Below are 25,686 nucleotides of genomic sequence, written 5' to 3'. Positions count from 1 at the left end.
CGCCGTGACAGGGAGCAGGTCGGCGTAGGCCCCACGCCATACATAGGACCTGGGACCTGTACGCCGAGCCGTTGTCGGACCGGACGCGTTCGACAGTGACGCCATGATGGGCGAACCACGTCACCGCCCGTTGCAGCACACCGATCGCGGTGGCGGCTTTCTCATGTGCCGCAGATCTTGGCGTAAGCGATCCGGGAGTGATCGTCGATGGCGTTGTGCACGAAGGCAATTTCGATCTTGGCCGATACCGTGGACCGGTGCGGTGCCGGGTCACAATGTTGTGGCCGCCCCGTCGGGCATGTTAGCGAATTTGGTGACGTCGACGTGAATCAGCGATCCAAGGTGAGTGTGTTCGTAGCGGCGTGGTGGTCTGCCGGTGACCCAGTCGATTGAGGGTGCCGGTTGATCCGGCATCGGGTCGGCTCGGCGTGGACGGTCGAGGCCGTCCACGCCGAGCTGACCGGCGATCTGCTCCTGGCCGAGTCGGCGGCGCCACCGCAGATCCACGATCTGACGTACGACATCTGGACGGGTCTTGTTCGGGCTGGCATGCGGCCGCGAGCTGCGATCTAGCATCCCGGCCGCACCCTGAGCGCGGAAGCGATCAGCCCAGCCCACTTCTTGGCGGTTCGAGCGGCGACCATGAACATCTTGGCAGCTGCGGCATAGGTCCAACCCTCATCAACAATGAGCTGGGCAAGCCTCAAACGTGCGCGCGGGGTCAAAAGCAGCGTTAGCGTGGGACATGAAGGCCTCCTGGTTGATGAAACGGTTCCTAGACGTCTCCACTTCACAACCGGAGGCCTTCACCTGTCACAAAGACTCACCGATACCGAACGGGACAACCTCCCTGGACATCACAACTGGGCCTTGAATCGAAGAAACTGAATCACACCATCGGGGTAATTTGCTCTGGTACGGCGAGCAGCGCCTTGCCGAGCACCTCGTAACCGACGGCGGCGTTGAGGCCAGCATGCCTGCCGGCGACGTTGGCATCGCGCCAGATCCTCTGCAGGGGATTCGATTCGGCGAACGCCGCCGAGCCGTGCACGCTTAGGAGGAGTTGGATGGCGTCGAGCACCTGCTGGACGGCGTAGCCCGATGAGGCGCGCATCCAGGCGCGGACGGCGTCTTCAATGGTGCCTGAAGTGTTTGCAGCGGCATCGAGCTTGTCAACGATGGCGATACTGTGCAATCGGGCGGTGTCGATTTTGAGCGCGGCTTCGGCGATCTGGGTCTGCACCGCTACCGAGTCACTCGGGACTGCCCCGGGTTCAGTTGACTCGCGGGGTGTGAATTTCAGGCCGCGGTTGCGACTGGTGTGTGGAGCAGTTCGAACTCTATCGGGGTGAGCCTGCCGAGTGCTCGTTGCCGGCGCCGCCGGTGGTAGGTCCGCTCGATCCAAGTCACGATCGCCAGGCGCAGTTCGGCTCGGGTAGACCAGCGTTGCCGGTCGAGCACGTTGCGTTGGAGAAGGGCGAAGAACGACTCCATGGCGGCGTTGTCGCCGCACGCGCCGACGCGACCCATCGAGCCGTGTAACCCGTTGTGCGACAGGGCCTGGACAAACTTTCGCGACCGAAATTGACTACCCCTGTCGGAGTGGACAATCGTCGCGACCGGTGAGCGCAACGCCACCGCGTGATCCAGTGCGGCCACCGCCAGCGAGGACTTCATCCGTGAGTCGATGGAGTAGCCCACAATGCGGTTTGAGTACACGTCCTTGATAGCGCACAGGTAGAGCTTGCCCTCATCGGTGGGGTGCTCGGTGATGTCGGTCAGCCACACTTGGTTGGCGGCCTGGGCGCTGAACAGCCGCTCCACGAGGTCGTCATGCACCGGTGGTCCGGATCGACGATTCAGACCTCGTTTCTTGGCGAAGACCGACCAGATGCGCTCCTGGGAGCACAACCGCGCGACACGGTTTTCGCCGGCGGTGATCCCGCGGCCGGGCAGTTCGTCGGCGATGAACCGGTACCCGAAGGCAGGGTCATCGGCATGAATATCACGGACAGCGTTGATCAGGTGCGCATCGTCCCAATCCCGCTGCGAGAGAGGTTCTTTGCGCCACTTGTAGAAAGCTTGGGTGGAAAACCCCAGAACCCGGCAGGTCACCGTGACGGGCACGCCGTCAGCGGCAAGGTCGAGGACCAGCGGGTACATCATTTTGGGTTGGCGTCCCGAGACAGGTATCCGACCGCGCGGCGCATCACCTCGGCTTCCTGTTCGAGAAGCTTGATCCGCTTGTGTGCTTCGCGCAGCTGCGCGGCCACGTCGTCCGCGGCGGCCGGCGACCCGGCTCGGTCAACACCGTCTTGGCGGTCAGCGATCTTGAGCCAGCGGTGCAGGCAGGCCTCCGAGATCCCGAAGTCTTTCGCGATCTGGCGCAACGGCGCCTCGCCCTTGCGGGCCACAGCGATGACGTCAGCACGGAACTCGGCAGGAAACGGTTTCGGCACGAGATTGATCCTTCCAGCAAGGACGAATCCTCACAGGTCAGGAGTCAACCAAACCGGGGGCAGTCCCCTCTGACGTGTGTACACGGTATGGGTCACCGCCTTCGATGCGCAGTTTTCGATGACGAAATCCAATGCAGCGCGCCCCAGCCCGAGCAGTGTGCCCATTAGAGTCGACGGGCCCATCGGGCCGACCGGCAACCGGTAAAGCGGTTCTTCGTGTCCAGGCGTTCCTTCGATGAGGTCATTCATTCGTGTCAACCGATATTCCGGCACTACGACGTCCTCGCCTAGCCAAGTGTGACTGCCGGTCCCGCGCATACCTACGGTGTGCCACGTGTCTTCCAACGCGATATCTGACCGCGGTACGAGTGCCAGATACCCGTCAGGTGTATCGCTCTCACTTGCGATTTCCGTCCCGATCACGGCCCAGTCTGCATGTGGTGAACCTGAGGCATACGCCCACCTGCCATCGACACGTACGCCACCCTCAACGCGGCGGGCAGGACTCGGAAGAAAGCTTCCTGCCGCCCGAGCGTCTGGGTTGTCTCCGTAAACCTCCTCTTGGGCCCGCGTATTGGCGTGGGCGATACCCCAGTCGGCCGCGGCAGCAATGGCCACCACCCACGCCGCCGAACCGTCGGCGCCGCCCAGCGTCTCAGTCACCTCGACCAGAGTTTGCAGCTGCGACGAATAGCCGCCGAACTTGCGTGGGGTGAACAGCCGGAACAGCCCCGCCTTTGTCAGCGCATCGATCACCTCGTCCGATAGCCGGCGGTTGATTTCGCCTTCGGATGCATGCCGACGCAGCAGTGGCCGCAGCTCCCGCGCCCTGCCTACCAGCTCTGCGTGGCTTGGAATATCCCGCTTTGTTGCCATTAATAGGTCTCCCATCGCTAGCTGTTTCCCTTCTAAGGAACGGTGTACTCAGGTGATCGATCCGATGAAGCCTCCGCAGACCACTATCCGAGGACTTCCGGCCCGGACTTGCCGCCGCTGACGATGCCAGCTTCAAGCCACACCCGTTGGCGCACAGGTGGATTCCGACTTTTGGACGTCTCGAATCCCTGATGTGGGTCTCTGGCAGGAGATTCGACTACCGTTGCAGGTCAGTCGGCGACGGGGCCACCAGAGCATCGCGGAGCAACGCCTTACCGCGATGCAAGCGTGAGCCCACCGTACCTACCGGAATATGTAACAACGCGGCAATCTCGGTATTGCGATACTCAGCGATACATGCGTAGAACACAATCTCGCGCAACTCATCTGGCAACATCTGCAACGCCGACTCAACCTCGCTCGGAAGCGACCGCAATGCCTGCACTTCGGCAGACACCACACTTGCAGCGTGGAACGCGTCAACCGAATGCCGCGGCATCACCTCAGCGCTCAGTATTTCTGCGGGACGACGCTGACTCGAACGATGCCTATCAATCCACGCATTCGTCATGATCCGCGCCAACCACGATTTCAGCTGTGTACCTTCACGGTAACTACCAAACGATACATACGCCTTCAGTAGCGTCTCCTGCACGAGGTCCTCAGCATCTGCGCGCTGCTGAGTTAACCGGAATGCGTTGCGCACCAGAAACTCGCGCACTTGCGCGGTCTCTCGCACAAACCGCTCATCATTGAGGTGTTTATCTCCGTGCGGTCCCGCAAGAGCACGCTGCCCGTTAACAGTCGAACGACGAACCACGGCAGACGAAGTGGGACACCCGCCACACTGACGATGACCAACACCAGCTGGCACCGGCTCATCAACTTGTCGCGTTACTATCACCGAAGCAATCTCCTTGATCGCCTGAGTCCTGGGTGGTTTTCTCCGGACCTTGGTGTCCGAACACAGGGCGTCGACGGGCGTGCCCCGGGGGGAGCCGCTTGATTGCGGCTCCGGGGGACCACCGTGATGCTGCTCGCGGGAACTACCTTCGTCGACGCCGCAATCTCATCCCCTGCTGCGACGGGCATCGCCGACGGTCAGCCAGATCGCCGCGATCAAGAAGTAGAAGGCGCCGAAGGCCGCGTACGGCGCGATGGTCGTAATAGTCGGTACGTCAGGCGAATTCGACTCGACCAAGAACTTGATACCCGCCATTGCAGACTGGATACCACTGACGATCATCGGCCACTGCGCGCCATAGCTCTTCCACCGGCGGGCCCCCGTCGCCAGTTGCAGGATCCCTGACATCGCTGCCCACACGCCGAACACAGCCAGGACCGCATTCATACTCTGGCTCAAGGCAATCGCCACCGCGATCGTGGTGACCACACTCACTGCCGCGTTGAAAGCCTGCGTGGGATTGCTCCGGATACCGCCATTGCGCCGCGCATCAACGATATTGGCCACCGCATCCCAGGCCGGATAGACCAATAACAACGCAGCCAACACCGCTACCGGACCATCCGCCAAACCACAAACAGCGCCCACCCACACGATCGAGAACCCAGCCCGGGTGAAGTAATACCGTTTCAGCCAAGCACTACCGACCACATTGCTGCCTGGCTTGCTAGTCGTCGTTGTCATGTCTTCTCCTGTCAACTATTTGGAGGCACGGCAACCTAGAGCAGTACTTGTCCCATCGGCTCCGGCCCGTTTCATGCCCTGCGCGCAGCGGCACCAGCCTCAGCCGCATATGCGTGGCACAGGGCACCGCTCTGCCATAAACCTATCTACTGGATGGTCTGCCCTAGGTCTAGATATTGAGCGCCTATGTACCTGATTGAGGTTTGTCGATCACTAGTCGACCTGGTAACCGCTGCACGAATCTCCACAACTCGGCAGTCGCTTGTGAAGGAGCTACCATCGATGAGCCTACCTTCTGGTAGGTAGCCTTGTCTAGGCTGCTGAACCTTCTAGCGCTATTCGAAAAGGGATGCGCTTATGTCTCGGGTGACGTCGTGGCTTGCGCGCGAGAATAGTTGGCAACTCGACCATAAGATTCGTATTCGTGTGCGGGGCTACAAATTATCCGTTACCGGGCGGTTGGAGACGACTTCTGGGTGGGATCACGCCAGGCGGGGGAGGTTCTTGCGTGCCCAGGACGCGGTATCGGTCGTCGGTATCCCGTGGATCACGTTGAAGGAGTGCTCTTTTGGCCAGGCAATCCCTCGGCCTGCCGCAAACATGGCGTGATACTTCTTCATGGAGTCCGTCGGGTGGCGCTCGAGCTCTCCGAGTAGATATGGCAGCGGCCATTCGGTGCGGGTGACGGATGTGCCGCGGACCTCGTCGACTATGTCGGCCAGCCTGGTGAAGCTGATGGTGTCGCCGGCCAAGTAGACGATCTGGTTGGCGACTCGCGGTTGCCTGTGGACGATCTCGGCCGTGAGTGTTCCGATGTCCTCGGGTGTGGTGGCACGGCGGCGCGCGTGGGCCGAGGTGGCTGGGCGGACCATCAGCGTGAGGGTGCGCAGCTCCGAGGAACGGTCGGTGTGCTTGGACAGCGCGTCTAGGACGCTGGTACCGAGTTCTCCGGCACCGATGACGAGGACGCCTTCCCGATCGGTCGGGCTTTCGGGGTGCGATGTCATGGGTGTTCCTTTCTGGTGTACAGAGGTGATTACGCGCGCAAGCGCAAGGCCGATCCGTGTTCGCGAAAGATCAACCAGTGGTCGCCATGTCGGCGCAGGGCCAGCGAACTCCGGGTAGGTTCGACCGCAGTGTGTCCGCCGTCGAACTCGAATCGGCTGGTGAAGCAGACGTCAACCACGGCGAGATCTCCGGATACGACGACGTATGGACCGTCGTCGACAGTGTTGGACAGCACGGCGAGCTTGGCGAGGCAGCTGTCCCAGGCGGCCGCGTACTCGGCGGCCGAGTGCGCGATCCTGCATCTTGGGTCGGCGTTGTCGTGAAGCACGACGCCGGGGGAGTGCCAGTCATAGAACCGCCCGAGGAGCGCCCGGAAGTCGAATGTGGCTCCTGGTGCCAGGCGCCAACCGAGCTGGACCCATTCGGTAACCAGTTCTTCGATGTCTTCGATGTCACTAGACGAGGTGGTGCGCGCGTTCGCCCGATCCGTCACGTGAGTGTCCTCGGTGTCAATTGATGGTGCGAGAGCATCTTCCGTTTACCAAGTCCAACGGATTGGCGGTCTTTCCTGCTGCGGTTTGCCTCTGAGTGCGCGCCCGTAGCGGCATGGACGCCGGCCGGCTTCGTTGGGCGCTAGGTCGTAGTGCTTTACAGGACAGGGGAGTTGAGGACTGTACTGTGGCCGTCACGCCGTGTAGCCGCCGTCGACGTTCAGGTTCGCTCCGGTGATGTAGCTGGATTCTGAGCCCGCTAGGAAGCTCACCAATGCGGCCACGTCATTAGCCTGTCCATAACGGCCGAGCGCGGTCACCTGCTTCATGTACTCGGCGCGATCGCCGTCCTCAGGATTCATGTGGGTGTTGATCGGACCTGGTTGGATGTTGTTCACGGTGATGCCGCGCTCGCTGAGATCGCGTGAGAGTCCACGCGTGAAGGACGACATCGCGCCCTTGGTCATCGCGTACGCCGACAGTCCGGGTGACGGTACGCGGTCGGCGTTGCAGCTGCCGATGGTGATGATGCGTGCGCCGTCATGAAGATGTTTGAGCGCGCGGTGAATTGTCCAGAACGGGCCACCGATGTTGATCGCCACCAGCCGGTCGTACTGCTCTGTGGTGAACTCGTCGATCGGTACGGGCGAGAGGATGGCGGCGTTGTTCACGACAATGTCGAGACCGCCAAGTTCGGCGGCCGCTGTGTCGACGGCGGCTACAGTCTGCGTTTGGTCGGCGGCGTCGGCCTGTATCGCCACTGCCTTAGCGCCGTTTGCGGTGATGTCGGCGACGAGCTCGTCGGCTGCGGCCTTCGATGCCGAATAGGTGAACGCCACTGCGGCGCCGTCGACGGTCAGTCGCCGCACGATCTCCGCGCCGATGCCCCGCGAGCCACCGGTGACTAGTGCTCGCCGTCCAGTAAGTGTTGCGCTCATTTTTGAGGTCTCCTAGTTGTTACGAACTGATGTGTTGTTTAGGGCACGGATCATGATGGTTTGCAGCGGGTTTCGCGCCCGAGCTGACCCGTATCACGCTAGAAAGGCGTTGTTCCACAGCTAGTTCAGAACCCGCCGCGTCCCGTAGCGGCCAACGCCGTGATGAGGTGGGCGGTCCGTCGCCTGTGTTCACGCCTACGGGGATGCGGTGGCGAGCTTGCGTGGTGCGGTCAGTACCGGCTTAGGTAGTCGTTCCGTCAAGACTGTGGGTGCCTGCTCCCATGGATGCTCGCTGAAGACCCGCTCGGGTTGGACGCGCCCGGACTCCAACAGAGCGAATACGGTGTCCAGATGTGTTGTCACACTGACAAACCCAGTCGACAACGTCATGTCGCGCTGATACATATCCCATAGTGGAACGTTGACAGCACCAAAGACCATGGCCAGGTTCGACAAGTGTCCACCGGGCGCTACACAACTAATTGCATCGGCCAACAGGCGTGGGCTGGGCGATGCGCCGATCACGACCGGGTACCGGGCATGGTGCAGACGAGCAGACGCAGACGGGTAGGCGTCGGCACCGAGACTGGTTGCGAGGGAGCGTCGTTGCTCATCAGCGTCGATGAACACCACGCTGCACGCCCCTAGCGCCATGGCGTGCTGGACCGCGAAAAGTCCAAGACTGGGCAGGCTGTTCACGACGACGACGTCGGCGCCTGGGTGCCGAGAAAGCCCCTTCCACACCGCCACAAAGGCGTCGGTCAGGTTGTCGCCGCAACTTGCCGCTCGCACGGGATCGACATTGTCGGGTAACCGCGTCAGCATGCCGTCGGCGAACGGTACGCGTACCAGCTCGGAGAACAATCCACCGAAGTTTCCGGCAATCGGCGCTCCGTAGCCCGAGAGTCCAGGGAATGCGGTGCAGGCCGCCGAGAGGCCCTGACGACACTGCCGACATGTTCCACAGTTCACGTGCCAGGGCACGACGCAAATATCGCCGGGTCTGACGTTGAGAACGTCATCACCGACCTCGATCACCTCAGCGACGCATTCGTGGCCGATGGGAAAGTCGCTACCGAAATTGACATGGCCATTGATGATGCTGCGGTCCAGGTCGCACGTCGTGGACGCGATGGGATGCACAATCGCCTCGCCACCCGTTTGGACGTGAGGATCCGGCAGCTCGCGCCATTCGAGTTCCCTGACGTTCACGAAATGTAGGGCTCTCACCGGCCACATCCTTCCCTCTTGCTTGATCGCCGCCCGCTCTCAAACAGTGATCTAGAGTTCGTCCTCTAGATGATGTGGATAGTATCCTCCATATCGTGCCCACGCAACCGAAGTACTCGATGGACGACTTCTTGGATGCAGCCGCAGGCGTCCTGGCAGCGGGCGGGCCCGACGCACTCACCTTGTCCGCGGTGTTGCGCGCCACCGGTGCACCGAGTGGATCGCTGTACTACCGCTTCCCTGATCGCCCCGCACTTCTTGGCGCACTGTGGAGACGCACTGTGGCCGACTACCACGATGCAACCCGCACAGGATTCGACGGGCCGGCGGAATCTGCCGTCTGCGCAGCAGTACAGGTCGCCCGTGACACCGTGCGGTGGTGCCGCAACAACCCAGATGCCGCTGCCGTACTGCTTGCCGGACGGCGCGCTCTGGGCGCAGAACAATGGCCGGCAGAGCTGAGGATCTCTGTCGATTCGGAGAATGTCGTGCGCGACAAGCAGACCCGACAACTTGTGAAGAGTGTTCGGGCCGAGACCGGCATGGATCTCGATGCGGTATTGCTGGCCGTGATCGACCTGCCGTACGCCGCCGTCCGACGCTACATCGCTGCAAGGAGAGACCTACCGCTCACACTCGAGAACACGGTAGCCAAGACGATGGAGACGATCTTGAGCGTCGATGACCGACAGGCCGACCGCGGAGGGTTGCCAGGCTGAAGCCGGCAGTCAACCGTTAGAACAGCGGCACGGCGGGGTCCATGCCTAACCGGACGCGCCCCGCCGCCTCCAAGTACATTGCCGACTGGTTGGCATGCTGCACCGCCGCCATGCCGTCCCGGAAAACCCGCTCGATCGGGTTGGACCGGTAGAGCGCCGAAGAGCCAGCAACCTCATACATCCCGCTCAGGGCATCGCGGCTGACCTGGGCGACGTAGGTCATCGCTGCGCGCAGCGCCGCGCGCTGTTCCATGGTGGCCATCACGCCCCGCTCGCCGGCCACCTGGAATGCGCTCGCCGCCGACTGCAGCAGCAGCCGCGCGGCGTCAATGCTGGTTTGCGCCTTGGCAATGAGATATTGAACCCGGGCGGCATCGGCAACGACCCCGCCGCCGATGGCGGGCTTGGCACGCACCAGCGTTACAGTCTCGTCAATGGCGCGCGCCGTGACACCTAGAGTGACCGCGCTGCAGCCGGCAAACACCAGAGCCGGAAGGAAACCGCGGTAGAGCGGATGGTCGATGCGCGGCGGGGCGTCGAGTGGCACGGTGAGTTCTGAGGGCACGAAGACGGCGTGGCCAACGACGTCTCTGCTGCCGGTGGCCCGCATGCCTGTCACGTCCCAGGTGTCTTGAATGGCAACTTCGTCCGTCGCGATCGCGAAGACGCGGATTTCCGGCGCGCCAGACGCGGTGACCTGGGGCTGCCCGTCGGCAACGACCGTCCCGACCGCAATGAACCAGTCGGCTCGGCGAATTCCGGTGACAATCTTCCACTTCCCGGTGACGCGGTAGCCGCCGTCGACATGCTCGGCGGTGCAGGGCATACCCGAGTTGGCGAAAACCGGTTCGGTGCCCGTCTTCCAGATACGGTCGGTGCCAGCGTCATCGAGCAGGGCGCCGACCCACCCGAAGTTGGCGTTCCATACTTGGAGTCCCACAGACCCGTCAATGCGGCCAAAGCCTTCGTACACCGACAGCACCGTTGGCAGCGGCACTTCTGAGCCTCCGAGGGCACGCGGGGTCAGAAGTCGAAATGCTCCGGCCTCACGCAATTCGTCGTGCAGGCTGGCCGGAAGGTCGCCCAGCTGATCGCTTTGCGCGGCGCTGGCCTCGATCGAGGTACGCAGAACTTCGGGTAGGTCAAGAACGTTCGTGGTCTCAATGCTTGTGGTCACGCAGTAATAGACGCGCGCGCTTCATGAACCGTTCGGCGCCATCGGAGATCGCGGGTAGGTCGACGGTCGTCCCTTGTTGGAACTTGCCTGTCCTGCTGCCGAGTTGGTGCTAGCGAGCCGTCGTGGCGGGAGCGACGGATTCTCTCCGGCGCAGATGGTCCTCTTTGGCGTTCCGTCTGGCTCGTGTGGGTGAGAGGAAGGCGTATCCGATTTCCAATGCGTGTTTCATTCCGTCGTCGCGGTGAGGCGAGTTGTGGTCACCTTCCACGTCGTAGATGAGATGGCTTTCCACATCAGTCACACCGCAATAGGCAAATACCCCCACGTCGATCTGGGTCTTCATCGCCTCGGTGTACCCGTACTTGTCGTATGTTCGCTTGGTCGAACCGGCGATCCCGACGACCACCGTCGGAATATTGGGCAGAAGTGCCCTCTGCGTTGCCTTACCTCTGTCTTCGGCGCCACCGCCAAATTGGTATGCCCAGCCGCCGGTGAAAACCCGCTCAATCCACCCCTTCATCATCGCCGGCATGCCCCACCAGTACACCGGGAAGATGAACGCGAGCTTGTCTGCCTTCTCGACCCGGCGGTGCATGGCCGCGATCTCGGTTGGAACTGGTCCGCCCCAGAAGTGCGCGTGGTCTTCTCGGGTGAACCTGGGGTCGAACTCTTCCCGGTGAAGGTCCAGGACGTCTATCGACCAGTCCGCCTGCCGAAACGGTTTGTGGAACTCCTCCATCACAACCGCCGGGTATCGGTCGGTGAACGGGTGCGAATAGACGGTCAGTAAGTGCATGAGAAGTCCGCTCTTTCAATAGCGTTGGTATCGACACGGTAGGTGATTTGGCTCGCAGCCAGTAGCTCTGACCGCCCTTCGGCCCGCCAGATACTGATGGAAATTAGGGCGCACGTTCCTGGAGGCAGTAGAAGCGAGAGTATCGGGAAATGCGCGTAAACTTCATCTGTGACAATCGGTTTGATCTGCGCCATCCCGCAGGAGTTGGCTCATCTTCGCAGCGTGATGGACAATGTCGACCGCGTTGGCATCGCCCATATCCGGTTCGATACCGGCTCGCTCGACGGTCATGCGGTTGTGCTGGCTGAGACCGGGATGGGCAAGGTCAACGCCGCATTGGCAACGACCACGCTCGCACACGGTTTCGGTTGCCGTGCAGTCGTTTTCTCCGGTGTGGCCGGCGGCCTGGACCCTGACCTGAATGTCGGCGATGTCGTCGTCGCCGATCGGTTGATTCAGTACGACGCGGGCTTGATGGAGGACGAACGGCTCCAGACCTATCAACCTGGCCACCTACCATTCATCAACCCTACCGATCGACTTGGCTACGACGCCGACACTTCGCTACTCCACAAAGTCAAGGATGCGTTAAATGACGTCCGTCTGCCGCCACTGTCGCCAGAAGCTGGCGGGCAGGGGAGCCCGGCGCAGATCGTGTACGGCACCGTTCTGTCCGGTGACCAATACCTGCATAGTGAGCCGACTCGGGCGCGGCTGCACAGTGAGTTCGGCGGCCGCGCCGTCGAGATGGAGGGCGGCGCGGTGGCTCAGGTTTGCGAGGCGTTCGGGATCGATTGGCTGGTGATCCGGGCGCTGTCGGATCTGGCAGGTCAGGATTCACGGTTCGAGTTCGGTCAGTTCGCCGGCGAGGTTGCGGGAACGTCGGCCACGGTGTTGCGCAGGCTGCTACCGGTGCTTTAGCCAGCGGGAGTCCCGCCGAGACGTTTGGACAGAGCCATGGAACGAACCGCGTTCCGTCGCGCCGCACGTTTTTCGTGCACCACGTAGTTCCGGCAATTCCTTGTCCTCCGAGAACGGTTTCGTCGGATGTCTCGTTTAGATGCAGTGACGCGATGAATGCACCACGTCAAGAAACCGCGCAGAAAGTTTCCCATGTTCAAAACCGTGAGGTACTTCGTAACCGCAACCGCCGCTGTCCTACTCGGCGTGTGCAGCGCCGCGCCGATGGCGCATGCCGACGACGATGGGCCGCTGTATCTGTTGGTTGACACCGCAGCGCAGCGGCTTCTGACCGCCGATCTGGTCGCCGCGTTCAAATGGGTCAAGGGTGGCCCGATCGAGGACAGCTCCAGAGCCAACAAGGTGCTCGACGCAGCAGCCACCGATGCCCGCATGCGGGGGCTCAACGAGCAGCACATCCGGCGCATATTTGAGAATCAGATCCACGCCACCGAAGGTGTGGAGTACACGCGCTTCGGGCAGTGGAAGTTCGAACCCGCGGTGGCGCCGACCTCGGCCATGGAACTTACCGAAAGCCGCACTGCGATCGACGGGTTCAACCGCGCCATGGTTGCTGAGATGGAGAATCAACGCGATGTCCTGCTAGGCCCGAATTGTGCGACTGCGCTTGATGCTGCGCGCAATTCGGTGGCAACCGCCCGCGCACTCGATCCGCTCTATCGAAGCGCACTCGACGTAGCGACGTCGAGCTACTGCGATCGTTGAGCCGCTCCTCCAGTGCACACGCCCGCCATAATTCCCGGTGATTACAACCTCGCATTGTCCTTTGCACGCGCGAAACAATCAGTTGCCAAGGCGGTTTCGTGCCTGTCGCTCGTCGTGATGTCCGTGTCGCTCAACACTGCGACCGCACCGGAAGCTGGCGCTACGCCGCCTATCGGAATCAGTGCATCGGTGCTGTCCAAGCACACGACAGGCGGCAAGGATTTCATCGTCTCTGACATCACGATTGCTCCGGGAGGCAGCACGGGGTGGCACACCCATCGCGGCGTGATCTACGGGATTGTGAAAGTGGGGGAGTTGTCTCACTATTCGGCCGATTGCACACAAGACGGTATCTACGGGGTCGGAGACCCGATCACCGACCCCACAGGGCCCGACCATGTGCACACTGCCAGGAACCTGGGTACGACGCCGGCGATCCTCGAAGTGACGTACATCGATCCCGCCGGCGCACCCACCTCCGACAGCGCGCCGAACCCGGGATGTGGCTTCGAATAGCGGCCGGACACTTGAGGCGCGGGCTCCGAACGCTAGTGCGTCCGCTCATCTGTGTGGCACGACTGCCCCGGGCTCAAACCAACATTCGAATATCTGCCAAGAGGAGTTCTATATGAACCGCTACGACGTCGCGGGCGACGCCCGCAAGATCTATGAGATGGTGGCGTCTGGTGGGGCGGTGATCATGCCGGGCGACGTTGGCTATGGCGCCGTGGCCAGCTCATCCAGTGCGCTGCAGCGACTCTTCCGGGCCAAGCAACGCGCGCCCCACAAACGACATGCCATGGCGGGCAATTACGAACTCCACCGTGAAGTTCATCAACTCGGATCGCGTGAGCAAGACATGGTCGACGCTGTCGTGCTCGATGCGGGACTTCCACTCACCGTTGTCGGACCCTACGATGCGTCGCATCCCGTGGTGGCTGCCATCGAGTCCGAGACTCTCAAGGCGAGCACTGTCGGGAGCACTTTGGCGATGCTGGTCAATGGTGGCGCGCTGCAGGATGCGGTAGTGCGGATCGCACACGGTGACGGGCTACCGTTGCTGGGGTCGTCGGCGAATCTGACCGGTACCGGTACGAAGTTTCGCGTGCAAGACATCCAGCAGCCGGTCATCGATGCCGTGGACATGGTGGTCGACTACGGACTCCGCAAGTATCACCTTTACCATCGCTCGTCGACGCTCATCGACTTCTCCACGATGGAAGTCGTACGGATCGGGTCGTGCTACGAGTTGATCAGTGACATCTTTGCCAACCAGTTCGGCATCACCCTTCCGGCCGATCCCGGGCGGGAGGCCTTGCCTTCGGGTCACCTACGCGACCAGGCGCGCAACTTCTGATCAGCACGGTCAGGCAACAAGTGGGATGGCATCTGCGGCAACATATCGGCGGGGGCCGGCGCGTTCGCTATCGATGAAGGGGTGATCTCGGCCGCCGACGGGTGCGTTTGATGTACATGGGGCGGGTGCACAAGAGCCTCGCGGACACCGCCGCAGTTAATCTCGCTGCCGCCTCTCGTGTTCCGGGCGCGACGGCCGCCGAAGCGGCATCAGGAGTCGACTCGGGGGTCCTTCGCGCTGGCCATGCTTCGGGTGTGATGCCTGTACCTGTCGAGCTCGACGGTCGCATCGACGAAGCCGGCCCGACGTATTTCAATCTGGCGATCAGCCGAACGTCGCGCCGCCTCGCCGATGCCCGTGTTTACCTGCCTTCGTAATCGGTGAATCGTGCGGTGGGCGCACTGAAGCACAACGACGAGTCATGGTCGATGCTTGGGACGACCACTGAACTGGACAGGCGACCTTGCTGTTTGGCCGCCGCCAGTAGACTTGCGACGGCCTGAGCTCGGCGCTCAAGACGCCACCGGCACGTGAACGTCAGCAGGTCAATCGCGGAAATTCGGCCGCGCATTCGACACCACACCCGCGGCACGCAACTTGCCTATCTACCTACCGGAAGGTAGGTTTCCTATATGGCCGCTCCGCCGTCTACTGCCGAAGCAATTCTCCGCTGCGCACGCTCATCGATAGTGGCCGGTGGTTACAACGGTTTCAGCTATGCCGATATCGCTGCCGTCGTAGGTATCCGAAAGGCGAGCATTCACCATCATTTTCCGACGAAGGTCGATCTGGTGCGGACTCTTGTGAAGCAATACCGCGCCGAGGCTGAGGCGGGGATTGCCGAGATCGAGCGACACGTTGCGGAGCCACTCGACCAGCTGCGTAGCTATACCGGGTATTGGGAATCCTGCATCGCTGACCCCGAAACCAGTTACTGCCTATGCGCCCTACTCGCGACACAGATCCCCGTCCTGCCGGACGAGATCGTGCTCGAGGTGCGAGCATACTTTCGAGCGCTGTCTGCATGGCTCGCATCGGTGCTGGAACGCGGGGCGCGCCAAGGTCGCATCGCCTTAACGAAAGACGCCCATTCCGAGGCCGAAGCGTTGATGGCGGCCGTGCACGGCGCCATGCTTGCGGCTCGGGCTTATGGCGACCCGCAAGCCTTTGCGGCGATCACCGGCCCGGTGATCGACAGGCTTCAGTCGAATGGTCCGACAAAGGGCGGTCGTTCGTCAGGCGGACGCCGAACGATTGCGAAATGACAACCCTGGGAAGCTTGCAGTCCGTCGCTGACAGGCGCGAGGCAGGCGAGGATTCGAGACTGACGACCTTGTCTCAAGGCTCACGCAAGAATGGTGGACAATCAACATTATCCATCAAATGATCCAAAACCGAAGTGCATCAGTGACTTTCCTGTTAGCAACCCGGGGGAGAAGTGTCACAGTGACAAAACCGTCCGCTCGGCTGGGATGCACATAGACTGTCGGCGTGGGTCGCGAGATCGCCGACGATGATGAGCCCGACAGCTTGTCCGTGCTGGCCGAGCTGCTGCACGGCAGTGATCTGTCGGCCACTCAGCGGCGTACGGTGTGCAACGCCATCGCCGACAGCATGATCGAAGGCGCGACACCTGACCGCGAATCCACGTTCCGGCTCATCGAACTCACCGCCGGGCGCATCAACTTCGACGAATACAACCGCCAAGTACTCCAGGCGCACCTCGGCCGGCGATCGTAAAGTCATCGATACCACGGGCCCAAGGTGGCCAACACCAACTATCCGGTCGGCGACGAAAGCGGCGCCGCGGCTGCCCATCCGACGGCCAAATCGACTGGTCGACAAGAGAACTCGCACTTCCTGGACATCCAGCCACACACAGCCTTAAACGTCACGTGACGGATATATCGCAACAGACCCCCGGAAGGCTGGGGCGTCCGACAAGGCCGCACGTAGACATGCCGTTGAAAACCGGCACTGTCAGGCAGTCGCGGAATCGGAACCACACAGACCGCTCAATATGGACACCTGGTCGGAAAACATCGAGCCACCAGGGCCGACTCAACTCTCAGATAGTTCCGGAAAACAGGGCGGAATCGGACAGCTCTCATGTTTTCCCGGAATAGTCTCAACTAGTTCCGGATCGGACACTCATCAGGCGGACAAGTGCCGCCCGTCGAATATCGCCAGGCCGGTTAGCTGGTAACGGTGCGTGCTAGCGAGGTGCGAGTTCCGCGCGGTAGCCATCCGCTTCATTGATTTTTACATCGATACCGCCGCGGTGGCCGTCAGGGTGTCGAAGCCGGGCGGAGGTGCACACCCCGCCGGTTGGTGATCTTGCTCACAGGTGGCGCTTTGACGGCACTCGTCCGGGGGCGAGAATCGGCGAAGGTCGGGTGGGTCGTCGGGAGGAAGTGGCGTGTTGGGTGCCCCTTTGAATCATCGGGCTCCTAACTCTGTTGGGGTCGGTTGCAGTAGCCGAGCATTGGTCTCCGGTAACTGATCCCCACGGAGGCACTGCTGATTATGGCTGAACAACGCCAACTACATTTAGCCGGGTTTTTCTCGGCCGGCAACGTCACTCATGCGCATGGCGCGTGGCGCCATGTCGGTGCGACGAACGGTTTTCTGACTGGCGAGTTCTACAAGCAGATTGCGCGGACCCTGGAGCGGGGCAAGTTTGATCTGTTGTTTCTTCCCGATGGCCTGGCCATCGAAGATAGCTATGGCGATAATTTGGAGACGGGGGTCGGTCTGGGTGGCCAGGGCGCGGTGGCGCTGGAGCCGACCAGCGTGATAGCGACGATGGCTGCGGTGACCCAGCGATTAGGTCTGGGCGCTACGGTTTCGACGACCTACTACCCGCCCTATCATGTGGCTCGGGTGTTTGCCACGCTCGACAATCTGTCTGATGGCCGGATCTCGTGGAATGTGGTCACGTCGCTGAACGACTCCGAGGCACGCAACTTCGGTGTGGATGAGCACCTTGAGCATGACATCCGATACGACCGGGCTGACGAATTCTTGGAGGCCGTCAAGAAGCTATGGAGTTCTTGGTCCGAGGATGCCTTGTTGTTGGACAAGGTTGGCGGTCGGTTCGCTGATCCCAAGAAGGTTCAATACGTCAATCATCGCGGCCGCTGGTTGTCGGTCCGTGGCCCGTTGCAGGTTCCACGGTCCCGTCAGGGTGAACCGGTCATCTTGCAGGCCGGCTTGTCGCCGCGGGGGCGTCGCTTCGCGGGGCGCTGGGCTGAAGCGGTATTCAGCGTCTCGCCCAACCTCGACATCATGCGCGCGGTCTATCAGGACATCAAAGCTCACGTTGCGGCCGCGGGGCGTGACCCGGAGCAAACAAAGGTATTCACCGCGGTGATGCCGGTGCTCGGTGAGACAGAGCAGGTGGCCCGGGAACGTCTGGAATATCTCAATTCGCTGGTGCATCCCGAAGTGGGTTTGTCGACGCTATCCAGCCACAGCGGCTTGAATCTCTCCAAGTATCCGCTGGATACGAAGTTTTCCGACATCGTCGCCGATCTCGGGGATCGTCACGTGCCGACCATGTTGCAGATGTTTTCCGCCGTGGCCGGTGGCGGTGCGGACCTGACGCTGGCCGAACTGGGCCGCCGATACGGCACCAACGTCGGGTTTGTGCCGCAGTGGGCCGGAACTGCCGAACAGATCGCTGATCAATTGATTAGTCACTTTGAGGCCGGGGCCGCTGACGGATTCATCATTTCGCCGGCGTATCTGCCGGGTATTTACGAGGAGTTCGTCGACCAGGTGGTTCCGCTGCTGCAGCAACGTGGTGTGTTCCGTACCGAGTACGAAGGGACAACGCTGCGTGAGCACCTTGGGTTGGCTCACCCTGAAGTCGGGAGCATCCGATGACCACCACCGATGTTGATCATGACGTTCTTGCCTACAGCAACTGCCCGGTTCCCAATGCACTACTGACAGCGCTGGAGTCAAACCTGTTGGCCGGCAACGGGATTTCGCTGAATGTGCTCAGCGGCGCGCAAGCAGGGTTGCATTTCACCTACGATCATCCCGCTTACACCCGCTTTGGTGGCGAAATTCCACCTCTTATCAGTGAGGGCCTGCGGGCGCCGGGACGCACCCGCCTGCTAGGCATCACCCCTCTGGCCGGTCGGCAAGGGATCTATGTCCGTGTTGACAGCCCGGTGACATCACCGGAGCAGCTGCGGGGCCGGCGGGTGGGTGTGTCGGGTGCAGCGATCCGCATCCTCACCGGCGAGTTGGGCGATTATCGGCACTTGGACCCGTGGCGGCAAACACTGATCGCGCTGGGTACCTGGGAGGCGCGGGGACTTTTGCAGACCCTGCACATCGGGGGGATAGGGGTCGACGACGTCGAGTTGGTGCGTATCGAAAGCCCTGGCGTCGACGTGCCCGAAGAGCGGCTGGAAGCAGCGGCCAGTGTCAAAGGCGCTGACCTGTTTCCCGACGTGGCCGGCCACCAGAGGGACATCCTGGATAGCGGCAACGTTGATGCGCTGTTCACCTGGTTGCCCTGGGCGGCGGAGTTAGAAGATCTCAGCGGAGCGCGGGTGCTCGCCGATCTCGGCGATGACCAACGAAGCCGGTATGCCAGTGTCTGGACGGTCAGCGCTCAGCTGGTTGACGAGCGACCCGACCTGGTGCAACGACTCGTCGACGCGGCGGTCCAAGCCAGCCGTTGGGCACAGGCCCATCCCGAGGAAACCGTTGGCATCCATGCCGCCAACCTCGGGGTCGCGCCCTCGGCGATCGGACGCGGTTTCGGCGCTGATTTCGCCCAACATCTGATCCCACGGCTTGACGACTCGGCACTGGCCGTTGTCGACCAAACTCAACAGTTCCTCCTCGACCACAATCTCCTCGACCATCCGGTGGACCTCACGCAGTGGGCGGCACCGCAATTCCTCACTCAATCCACGACTGGAGACCAGCAATGACCCTGACCGATGACACCGCCACGGCACAGAACAATAGGAATGGCGACCCCATCGAGGTGGCGCGCGAGCTGACGCGAAAGTGGCAAGCTACCGTCGTCGAGCGCGACAAGGCTGGTGGTTCGGCGACAGAAGAGCGTGAGGATCTACGCGCCAGTGGGCTGCTCTCGGTGACCGTCTTCCCCGGCTTCCTGGACGTCGCCTCCAGCAACCAGTGGATCACCGTGACCACCAAACCGGTTCTCCTGGACCAGCTTTTGACCGGAGGATCGAGCGCATCGCTACAACCGACCTACACGGTCACCGACGCGGCCAAGACCGCTATCATGGCCCAGGTCAAGACCATCACCGACGCGTGCACCAACTCCCACGCCGCGGCACCGCCGAAGCCATGTGACACAGTGGCTTTCGGAGTGGTGGACGGCACGGTCAACTGGGGCCCAGCTGACCTGAGCCGAATCAAAATCGACAACATCGACAACTACTCATCCGCAGGCTTGGCGGTGAGGGTGTCAGGGCAAGCATTCTTCAACAACGTCTCTGGGGTCGACCAGTGGCATGCTGGGGCCATCAAAACCCTTGACCAACAATCGATGTACATCAACGGGTCCGTCGACCTGACCCGTTCCCCGCTGACCCTCTCTCAGAAATAGGCTGACCTGCTGCGCGCGAACAAGTCTCGCGCGCAGCAGGTTTGAACCATGTGGCATGTATAGGGTCGGACGCCGCTGGAGCCTTCGGATTGAGGGGCGCCATGGGTGTCCAACGAATACTTCATCACAGCAATCGACACCGCTGCTGCGATGGTGCTGGAGACCTGACCAGCTGCAGCGCCGCAGAGTGTCACTGCCGACCCGATGCGGGCTGCGGGTGCTCTGTCAGAATTTCAGTTTGCGTTCGGCTGCCGATACCTCGGCATGATCGGGGTAGTAACCGTCATGATTGGGTTGACTGGCGAGGTGACGGTCATGAGCGACGTCAGCTACTGCGATGATTCGCTGGCTGAGGGTGTACGTATCCCATTGCCGGACAACGTCGCTGAGAAAACGTAGGCCTACCACCTGGCCGTTATCCCCGACATCAACGGCTATCGTGCGCTTGGCAGAGACGGCCGAGGCCACCACGCGTACCGGTGGAACGCCGGCATGCTCACCAGGAGAATCTCCCATTGCCGCTCCCTTTCGAGGTGTGCCACCTGTGCTCGAATGTTGAGACTTCGTGCGGGTAATTGCCCCGCCCTGGTCAGCAGAACCGCCCGCTGCCTTACTGCGGCTGCGGGCTGCGGAAGTGTTCGGCTGCATTCTTCAATTATCGGGCCGCCGAAAGTACCTCCCCGACACCAAAAGTGGGACCTGCTCGAATGGATCGAGGTGGTGAGGGGATTGATGTGCTCCGGCCCGTCGATAGCTGCCGGAGTGGAAAGTCAGCGGCTTGCTGACGAGACCAGGCAGGCCTGACGCGCTGGATCGAAATCGTTCCGAATGACCCTGGGAATTGGTGTCGGACAAGGGTCTAGGTCGCATTTAGGCTGTCTCTGGGGCCAGTTCGACGCATCCCGACCAGGTGATGGCGGCGGCCCTCGGGGGAAGGACCATCTATGTCACGTCGCTACGTCGTACGCATCACCACCATCGCACTGGCTGCGGGAGCGCTGCTAGGCACCACCGCCAGCACGGCTTGGGCCTGGCCAATCCCATTCACCGCCGAGCAACAAAACTTCATCAACCAGGCGCGCAGCGCGGGGTATCCGGGCTCAGATGACGACATCCTTCAAGCATTTAGCTTCCTCCGGTAGCCCGTTTTCGACGTTCGCGGCGAGCCTTCCTGGGCGTTTCGCGAACGCGTGATTCACTGGCGTTCGCAACTGTTCGCGTCAGCCCTGGGAGGGTGCGTTGACGTCGAGTGTGAAGCCATACAGGGTGCGCCGGGTCGTTCATCCCGGTGGCCGCGTGTCGTACTGGATCTTTTCGGCGGGCGGCGAATTGCACCGGTCGTCAGTCGAAGTCCTCAAACAGTACAGAGAGTCGAGTCAGCAGACCTACGCCTATGGTCTCGTTGATCACCTCAACTGGCTTGATACGAATCACTTGACCGTCGACTCGGTCACTGTCGACGACTTGCGTCGTTACATGAACGCACTGACGGGTCAGGGTGCGGGTGTTTTCGGGGTTGTGTGGAGAGACAGGCCGCCGATAGGTACGTCGGCCGCCGGCAACGTTGCGACCATCGTGAAGGCCTTCTATCTGACGACGTCAAGAACGAATCATACTGTTGTGGATTGGTTTTCGGGTACGCAGGGGAAATCGCGGCGTCGCACAAGTTCTGTCGCCAAGAACCCGCTGGCCCCACCGAAAGGGCCCGGTCGCCCCCGCTTCCTACCGGAGCAGTGCGTCGCCGCATTATTCGAACCTGGGGTGTTGACCTCGGCCCGTGACGCCATGATCGTGACATGGCTCGTTGACTCCGGTGTTCGCGTGGGTGGGCTCTGTGGCTTGCGCTTTCCCGATCTCCATCTTGTTTACGATCACCCGTGCGGCCAGCGGAAAGATCCTCATGTGCATATCGTCGGGCGAGATGACAACCCGAATCATGCCCGTGCCAAGGCATATCACGAGTTTCGGATCAGCCCCGATGGCCACGTCATCGACGGCGTCATTCGGGCCGTGAGCGAATCGATGATCACAAGTTTCTACACATATCTTCTGGACGAGTACCACCCCATCCAGCACCTCGCTGACCACGAACAGATCCTGGTCCACATCAAGGGATCGACCGCAGGGGCCGCACTGACCACCGGCGGCGTTCGCAAGATGCTCCGCAGGGCGTGCGGTCGAGCTGACTTGAACAGCTACGTCACTCCCCATGCTTTTCGTCACCGTGCCGCGGCGAATCTCTATGCTGCAAGCGATTTCAATGCTGAATTGGTGGCCCAGGAGTTCGGCTGGGCGCATGCCGAGCAGGTCACCGGACTGTACGGCCGCAGCGCAAACAGACACACGATGAAGTATCTCAACGAGGCATGGAAGGCCTTCCCGGAACAATCCACTCGCAAGGACGACGATGCCATCGACGACGTGTAGGCGGCCGCGCTGATGGATTCGACTGTCAGTGCGCGAACGGGCCACTCCACGATTGCAGCAGTCTCGTCAGAGCCAGGCATCGTATCGTTGTCGTTCGACCAACGATACGAAGCGGTCAGTCAAGCATTTCCGCCATGGCTGCTGAGCGACCCGATCGTGTTCCCCGGGGATCACCGAACCTATGGTTGGGCGTGCCAGGTCCCCGATTGCAACGGTGAGCTCGCGGGCTCCAACATCAAGTTTTTGTGCAGCACGCACGACCATGAGTTCAAGGCGTTGTCTTCGAAGCTGACCATCGAAGAGTTCGCCAAGCAGGCGACGCCGAGCCCATGCATCTTAAGAGGGTGGGCGCGTTACCGGCTCGATGATTGCCGGATTTGCGGTCCCAATCGAGAGGCGCTGATCACTGGACTGTGTATGGCGCACAACCGAATCCTTTGGAAAGCCAAACGGCGCGGTGAAACCGAGGAAGCATGTTTGCGCGCGCAAACACCGTTTCCACCGCTGCCGAGATGTGCAATACCGGACTGCGTTCATGACGGCCCGTTGTTCAATTTCCGTGGCCCTGGCCAAGTGCGAGTCTGTAAATCCCACTATCAAGTCTGGCGTAGCTACTTGCGTGACAATAACCTCAGTCCTGATGAGGCATTGTGGACCGAATGGGCGGCGATGGAGCCGCGTAGCAAGCGCATGCAACTGCCGGAGAACCGCGGAGACGTGTGGGTGGATCATCTGCCGCTGAGGCTTCAACGTGAGATTCGGTACGCCATCCATCGGCACGACAGCACGGCCCGAAGGGGGCATTGGAGACCTCGTCACATCCAGGTGGTCGTCGACGTACTTGCTTCCGAAGGCGTTCAGACGCTCAATGACCCCATGCTTGCGGAGCACGTCTCCAAGTACAAGGCGGCGGATGTCCGGCGGATTTGGGCTGACCTCCCCATCGCCGCGCGCGGTCTGACACTAACGAGACAGGACGCAAAATACGCCGGTTGGTTCGATCCAGCGATCGTTGGAGCTAAGCAGTTTAAGAGCGCGAATAGCCCTTCGGACAGACGCATGGTCTGGGATCTGACCGGCATTTCGCAACGCTGGCTTCGTGACTTGCTCTGGGAGAATCTCGAGTACGCGGCGACAGAATCACCTCAACCGACCTCTGGCACAATCAACCGTCGGGTTCGGAGCATCCACCTACTCTCAAAAGCATTGTGGCAGTTACGTGAAGATCACGGCAATGATCCCGAACTGCTACATGCTTCCGATGCCCGCGCGTTCAAAGACCTCTGGGATATGTGGTACCGCGAGCAAGTCCCAGTAGCCGAGAACCGCACCTTCAATAGTCCAGTTCCGAAGCCATTGGTCGAGTTGGTCTACAAGACGAGCCCCAACGCCATGCACGCTGTTCTCGTGTTCGGACGCGCCCGCAACCTCGGGCCAACGGACTCATTTGTTCTCGCGTTCCCGCGCTACTCGGCGCCGGAAGAACGCCCGAAACCCCGTCCCATCAGTGATGACGACTTCAGGCTCCTCATCAGCGATGCGTCGCTGAAACTGCTGGATGAGTCGGACGTGAACGACGTGGGCCTCGTCGATATCTGGCTGACCCACGCATTCCAAGGTGGGCGGATCAGCGAGACCATATACCTGCGCCTCGGGTGCATCGGCATGATCGGCGAAGCACAACCATATCTATGGCGCGACATCACCAAGGCGAATGTCCTCGATTACGGGATGCCCTGCCATTATCCCGTGTATCAGCGGCTGCTTAGGCGGCAAGAAGTCACCCGGGCAAAACTGCGTAGGCGCTACGCCGCCGACCTTGCGAGCCTCAACAAACGTCAGCGCGCCGCCCTGGAAGCCGAGTGGGATCGCACGATGCCGCTATTCCCGGGCCCTACGACCAACCCTGACCTTCGACTCCCGGTTTCATCGAGCGTCTTGCAGAGGAAGCTGGCGGACTGGATTGAAAAGCTCGGCTTGAAAGGTATTACCACGCATCGCACCCGATCCACCATGGCGACAGCGCTGCTCGACAATGGTGCACCGCCAGCGCTGGTCCGGCAGATACTGGGTCACTTCTCTGAAGAGGCCTTAGCGCACTACGCGCGATACAACGATGACACCGTCATCCGCCACCTACGTCAAGTATGGACAGCAGGTCCGGGGATGGAGTCGCCCGGGAAGGTGCTCATGACGCCGGTCGCTGCCAGCGGCTTGGGGAGTGAAGCGGCCGTCGCTGGCCGCATTGATTTGACCGTGATCCCGGTGGAGCACGGGCTGTGTCGCTATGGACCTGTCGTCGGTGGAAGTGCATGCCCTGTATCGAAAAACTGCAGCAGCGGACCCAACGGCCCGTGCCCACACTTCGTCCTGACAGGCGCTGACTTGGCGTACTGGGAACGCAAGCGCGACGCCGCATATCACTTCGCCGAAGGTGCACCCTCAGAAGATGCGCGCGACTACATCCTCAGCGAATGGAAGCCCTGGGAAAGGGTGCTGGCCAGGCTACGAAATGCGCTCGAAGAGCTCGGGCTGCTCGAAGCCGCTGAGAAACTGGACCTACGCAGCCCCAGACAGGACTTCTTTCATCCGCTGTTCTCGACAGGATGGCAACTCGATGGCCTCCAAGAAACGACAGCCGTATCCAAGGACGACCAAACGGACAGGAAAGCTGGTGACTGAAACCGAACGCCGTCGCCCTGTCGAGGCCATCGAAAGCCGCAATCGGCGCACTCTGGAATGCGAGAATCGCGTTCGCCGTGCGGTCACGAAGCTCGTCAAGACCGGACTGCCCTTCACTGTCGAGGAAGTCTGTCGGCGAGCTGACGTGGGAAAGACCTTCATCTACGACAAAAAACGCCCGGCACTCACCAAACTTGTTCTCACCGCCCGAGATACGTCCCAAATGACTACGCGGACACGCTTCGCGGCGCACGACGAAGCCGAGGTTTCCTCGTGGAGGGAGCGCGCACTCAACGCTGAAGCCCGTGTCAAAGAACTACGCGCAACGGTGCGCCAGCAGGACGCCCAGATCAGCGACGTGACCGGGCAGCTCTTTGACCCCGAAGGCAATCATCTCGCGGAGGAGAATGATCGGCTCCGGAGCCAGATCGACGCGCTCAATCGCCAGATCACCTCAGTCCGAAGCGAACTCGTTGTGGCTCAACGCTCCTTACAGGCTTCGCGTGCCAATGTCAGGCGCGAGCAAGAACGCAATCTCTCAGTGATCAAACCACCGAGTTAGCTTGCGCCGCAACGGATCGAGCGAG

28 protein-coding genes and 1 pseudogene are annotated in these 25,686 nt (G+C 61.3%); 16 read left to right on the top strand and 13 right to left on the bottom strand.

Annotated elements, in window-relative coordinates:
• Nucleotides 1-22: 22 nt before the first annotated feature.
• From AB0876_RS10905 to AB0876_RS10860, 10 genes and pseudogenes are all read right to left on the bottom strand, one after another.
• A pseudogene (locus tag AB0876_RS10905) lies at nucleotides 23-747 on the bottom strand (leucine zipper domain-containing protein); the annotation flags it as partial.
• Nucleotides 748-889: 142 nt separating this feature from the next.
• Nucleotides 890-1,405: an acyl-CoA dehydrogenase family protein gene (locus AB0876_RS10900; RefSeq protein ID WP_526041965.1), complete on the bottom strand. Its 516-nt coding sequence runs from the start codon at nucleotides 1,403-1,405 to the stop codon at nucleotides 890-892.
• A protein-coding gene (locus tag AB0876_RS10895) for an IS3 family transposase (RefSeq protein WP_526041964.1) occupies nucleotides 1,300-2,459 on the bottom strand; the annotation gives its coding sequence in 2 pieces (ribosomal slippage) (nucleotides 1,300-2,168 and nucleotides 2,168-2,459; 1,161 coding nt in all). The genes AB0876_RS10900 and AB0876_RS10895 overlap by 106 nt, the downstream gene beginning before the upstream one ends.
• Nucleotides 2,460-2,489: 30 nt before the next feature.
• Nucleotides 2,490-3,335, bottom strand: a complete 846-nt coding sequence (locus AB0876_RS10890) for an acyl-CoA dehydrogenase family protein (protein WP_526041963.1) — start codon at nucleotides 3,333-3,335, stop codon at nucleotides 2,490-2,492.
• Between the two features lie 217 nt (nucleotides 3,336-3,552).
• Nucleotides 3,553-4,074: an RNA polymerase sigma factor gene (locus AB0876_RS10885; RefSeq protein ID WP_526041962.1), complete on the bottom strand. Its 522-nt coding sequence runs from the start codon at nucleotides 4,072-4,074 to the stop codon at nucleotides 3,553-3,555.
• A 330-nt stretch (nucleotides 4,075-4,404) separates the two neighbouring features.
• Complete coding sequence (locus AB0876_RS10880; protein ID WP_526041961.1) at nucleotides 4,405-4,983, bottom strand: DUF308 domain-containing protein; 579 nt, start codon at nucleotides 4,981-4,983, stop codon at nucleotides 4,405-4,407.
• A 482-nt stretch (nucleotides 4,984-5,465) separates the two neighbouring features.
• The gene (locus AB0876_RS10875; protein WP_526041960.1) at nucleotides 5,466-5,990 is read right to left on the bottom strand and encodes a Rossmann-fold NAD(P)-binding domain-containing protein; all 525 of its coding nucleotides are present in this window, start codon (nucleotides 5,988-5,990) and stop codon (nucleotides 5,466-5,468) included.
• Between the two features lie 29 nt (nucleotides 5,991-6,019).
• Nucleotides 6,020-6,484 carry a nuclear transport factor 2 family protein gene (locus tag AB0876_RS10870; protein WP_526041959.1) on the bottom strand — a complete coding sequence of 155 codons (465 nt, stop codon included), beginning with the start codon at nucleotides 6,482-6,484 and terminating at the stop codon, nucleotides 6,020-6,022.
• A 192-nt stretch (nucleotides 6,485-6,676) separates the two neighbouring features.
• Entirely contained in the window at nucleotides 6,677-7,420 is a 744-nt protein-coding gene (locus AB0876_RS10865; protein WP_526041958.1) for an SDR family NAD(P)-dependent oxidoreductase, read from the bottom strand.
• Nucleotides 7,421-7,615: 195 nt separating this feature from the next.
• Nucleotides 7,616-8,650, bottom strand: coding sequence for a zinc-dependent alcohol dehydrogenase (locus AB0876_RS10860; protein WP_526041957.1), 1,035 nt, complete (start codon nucleotides 8,648-8,650; stop codon nucleotides 7,616-7,618).
• Between the two features lie 95 nt (nucleotides 8,651-8,745).
• Between AB0876_RS10860 and AB0876_RS10855 the strand changes: the two genes are divergently transcribed.
• On the top strand, nucleotides 8,746-9,369 hold the full coding sequence (locus tag AB0876_RS10855; RefSeq protein ID WP_526041956.1) for a TetR/AcrR family transcriptional regulator: 624 nt from the start codon (nucleotides 8,746-8,748) through the stop codon (nucleotides 9,367-9,369).
• 16 nt (nucleotides 9,370-9,385) lie between these two features.
• On the opposite strand, the gene AB0876_RS10850 is transcribed toward AB0876_RS10855, so the two are convergent.
• Nucleotides 9,386-10,546, bottom strand: a complete 1,161-nt coding sequence (locus AB0876_RS10850; protein WP_526041955.1) for an acyl-CoA dehydrogenase family protein — start codon at nucleotides 10,544-10,546, stop codon at nucleotides 9,386-9,388.
• Nucleotides 10,547-10,655: 109 nt separating this feature from the next.
• Complete coding sequence (locus AB0876_RS10845; RefSeq protein ID WP_526041954.1) at nucleotides 10,656-11,342, bottom strand: NAD(P)H-dependent oxidoreductase; 687 nt, start codon at nucleotides 11,340-11,342, stop codon at nucleotides 10,656-10,658.
• Between the two features lie 168 nt (nucleotides 11,343-11,510).
• Here AB0876_RS10845 and AB0876_RS10840 point away from each other — a divergent pair, with 168 nt between their 5' ends.
• The 11 genes from AB0876_RS10840 (at nucleotide 11,511) to AB0876_RS10790 (ending at nucleotide 19,990) form a co-directional block, all read left to right on the top strand.
• Nucleotides 11,511-12,263 (top strand): 5'-methylthioadenosine/adenosylhomocysteine nucleosidase, encoded by a 753-nt coding sequence (locus tag AB0876_RS10840; protein WP_526041953.1) that lies wholly within the window; start codon nucleotides 11,511-11,513, stop codon nucleotides 12,261-12,263.
• Between the two features lie 204 nt (nucleotides 12,264-12,467).
• The gene (locus AB0876_RS10835; protein WP_526041952.1) at nucleotides 12,468-13,028 is read left to right on the top strand and encodes a chorismate mutase; all 561 of its coding nucleotides are present in this window, start codon (nucleotides 12,468-12,470) and stop codon (nucleotides 13,026-13,028) included.
• 12 nt (nucleotides 13,029-13,040) lie between these two features.
• The gene (locus AB0876_RS10830; RefSeq protein ID WP_526041951.1) at nucleotides 13,041-13,544 is read left to right on the top strand and encodes a cupin domain-containing protein; all 504 of its coding nucleotides are present in this window, start codon (nucleotides 13,041-13,043) and stop codon (nucleotides 13,542-13,544) included.
• 112 nt (nucleotides 13,545-13,656) lie between these two features.
• Complete coding sequence (locus AB0876_RS10825) at nucleotides 13,657-14,385, top strand: L-threonylcarbamoyladenylate synthase (RefSeq protein ID WP_526041950.1); 729 nt, start codon at nucleotides 13,657-13,659, stop codon at nucleotides 14,383-14,385.
• Between the two features lie 30 nt (nucleotides 14,386-14,415).
• Nucleotides 14,416-14,496, top strand: coding sequence for a hypothetical protein (locus AB0876_RS10820; protein WP_526042328.1), 81 nt, complete (start codon nucleotides 14,416-14,418; stop codon nucleotides 14,494-14,496).
• A complete protein-coding gene (locus AB0876_RS10815; RefSeq protein WP_526041949.1) occupies nucleotides 14,496-14,762 on the top strand; it encodes a PrpF domain-containing protein in 267 nt (88 codons plus the stop codon). Before AB0876_RS10820 ends, AB0876_RS10815 begins: the two co-directional genes overlap by 1 nt.
• A gap of 255 nt (nucleotides 14,763-15,017) precedes the next feature.
• The gene (locus AB0876_RS10810) at nucleotides 15,018-15,650 is read left to right on the top strand and encodes a TetR/AcrR family transcriptional regulator (protein ID WP_526041948.1); all 633 of its coding nucleotides are present in this window, start codon (nucleotides 15,018-15,020) and stop codon (nucleotides 15,648-15,650) included.
• Between the two features lie 226 nt (nucleotides 15,651-15,876).
• On the top strand, nucleotides 15,877-16,125 hold the full coding sequence (locus AB0876_RS10805) for an antitoxin VbhA family protein (protein WP_526041947.1): 249 nt from the start codon (nucleotides 15,877-15,879) through the stop codon (nucleotides 16,123-16,125).
• Between the two features lie 786 nt (nucleotides 16,126-16,911).
• Nucleotides 16,912-18,273, top strand: coding sequence for a dibenzothiophene-sulfone monooxygenase DszA (dszA, locus tag AB0876_RS10800; RefSeq protein WP_064914151.1), 1,362 nt, complete (start codon nucleotides 16,912-16,914; stop codon nucleotides 18,271-18,273).
• Nucleotides 18,270-19,340, top strand: a complete 1,071-nt coding sequence (locus AB0876_RS10795) for a type 2 periplasmic-binding domain-containing protein (protein ID WP_074330961.1) — start codon at nucleotides 18,270-18,272, stop codon at nucleotides 19,338-19,340. The genes dszA and AB0876_RS10795 overlap by 4 nt, the downstream gene beginning before the upstream one ends.
• Nucleotides 19,289-19,990, top strand: a complete 702-nt coding sequence (locus AB0876_RS10790) for a hypothetical protein (RefSeq protein WP_526041946.1) — start codon at nucleotides 19,289-19,291, stop codon at nucleotides 19,988-19,990. Before AB0876_RS10795 ends, AB0876_RS10790 begins: the two co-directional genes overlap by 52 nt.
• A 225-nt stretch (nucleotides 19,991-20,215) precedes the next feature.
• Here the strand turns inward: AB0876_RS10790 and AB0876_RS10785 are convergent, their stop codons facing one another.
• The gene (locus AB0876_RS10785) at nucleotides 20,216-20,506 is read right to left on the bottom strand and encodes a hypothetical protein (RefSeq protein ID WP_141245052.1); all 291 of its coding nucleotides are present in this window, start codon (nucleotides 20,504-20,506) and stop codon (nucleotides 20,216-20,218) included.
• 428 nt (nucleotides 20,507-20,934) lie between these two features.
• On the opposite strand from AB0876_RS10785, the gene AB0876_RS10780 reads away from it, so the two are divergent.
• From AB0876_RS10780 to AB0876_RS10765, 4 genes are all read left to right on the top strand, one after another.
• Nucleotides 20,935-21,132, top strand: a complete 198-nt coding sequence (locus AB0876_RS10780) for a hypothetical protein (RefSeq protein ID WP_141245053.1) — start codon at nucleotides 20,935-20,937, stop codon at nucleotides 21,130-21,132.
• Nucleotides 21,133-21,286: 154 nt separating this feature from the next.
• Nucleotides 21,287-22,417, top strand: a complete 1,131-nt coding sequence (locus tag AB0876_RS10775; protein ID WP_225330547.1) for a tyrosine-type recombinase/integrase — start codon at nucleotides 21,287-21,289, stop codon at nucleotides 22,415-22,417.
• 12 nt (nucleotides 22,418-22,429) lie between these two features.
• Nucleotides 22,430-25,099: a tyrosine-type recombinase/integrase gene (locus AB0876_RS10770; protein WP_110797337.1), complete on the top strand. Its 2,670-nt coding sequence runs from the start codon at nucleotides 22,430-22,432 to the stop codon at nucleotides 25,097-25,099.
• Nucleotides 25,092-25,661: a tropomyosin gene (locus tag AB0876_RS10765; RefSeq protein WP_071288179.1), complete on the top strand. Its 570-nt coding sequence runs from the start codon at nucleotides 25,092-25,094 to the stop codon at nucleotides 25,659-25,661. Before AB0876_RS10770 ends, AB0876_RS10765 begins: the two co-directional genes overlap by 8 nt.
• The last annotated feature ends 25 nt before the right edge of the window (nucleotides 25,662-25,686 follow it).

The sequence above is a fragment of the Mycobacterium sp. NPDC049093 genome (assembly GCF_040704635.1).
Lineage (GTDB): Bacteria > Actinomycetota > Actinomycetes > Mycobacteriales > Mycobacteriaceae > Mycobacterium.
Note: the sequence above shows the minus strand (reverse complement) of the source record. Positions and strands in the feature narration are given on the sequence as shown.

Coding starts and splice junctions, on each gene's coding strand:
- AB0876_RS10815 (WP_526041949.1), top strand. CDS start 14,496: ATGTACATGGGGCGGGTGCACAAGAGCCTCGCGGACACCGCCGCAGTT.
- AB0876_RS10810 (WP_526041948.1), top strand. CDS start 15,018: ATGGCCGCTCCGCCGTCTACTGCCGAAGCAATTCTCCGCTGCGCACGC.
- AB0876_RS10890 (WP_526041963.1), bottom strand. CDS start 3,335: ATGGCAACAAAGCGGGATATTCCAAGCCACGCAGAGCTGGTAGGCAGG.
- AB0876_RS10780 (WP_141245053.1), top strand. CDS start 20,935: ATGTCACGTCGCTACGTCGTACGCATCACCACCATCGCACTGGCTGCG.
- AB0876_RS10785 (WP_141245052.1), bottom strand. CDS start 20,506: ATGGGAGATTCTCCTGGTGAGCATGCCGGCGTTCCACCGGTACGCGTG.
- dszA (WP_064914151.1), top strand. CDS start 16,912: ATGGCTGAACAACGCCAACTACATTTAGCCGGGTTTTTCTCGGCCGGC.
- AB0876_RS10880 (WP_526041961.1), bottom strand. CDS start 4,983: ATGACAACGACGACTAGCAAGCCAGGCAGCAATGTGGTCGGTAGTGCT.
- AB0876_RS10845 (WP_526041954.1), bottom strand. CDS start 11,342: ATGCACTTACTGACCGTCTATTCGCACCCGTTCACCGACCGATACCCG.
- AB0876_RS10825 (WP_526041950.1), top strand. CDS start 13,657: ATGAACCGCTACGACGTCGCGGGCGACGCCCGCAAGATCTATGAGATG.
- AB0876_RS10795 (WP_074330961.1), top strand. CDS start 18,270: ATGACCACCACCGATGTTGATCATGACGTTCTTGCCTACAGCAACTGC.
- AB0876_RS10875 (WP_526041960.1), bottom strand. CDS start 5,990: ATGACATCGCACCCCGAAAGCCCGACCGATCGGGAAGGCGTCCTCGTC.
- AB0876_RS10770 (WP_110797337.1), top strand. CDS start 22,430: ATGGATTCGACTGTCAGTGCGCGAACGGGCCACTCCACGATTGCAGCA.
- AB0876_RS10865 (WP_526041958.1), bottom strand. CDS start 7,420: ATGAGCGCAACACTTACTGGACGGCGAGCACTAGTCACCGGTGGCTCG.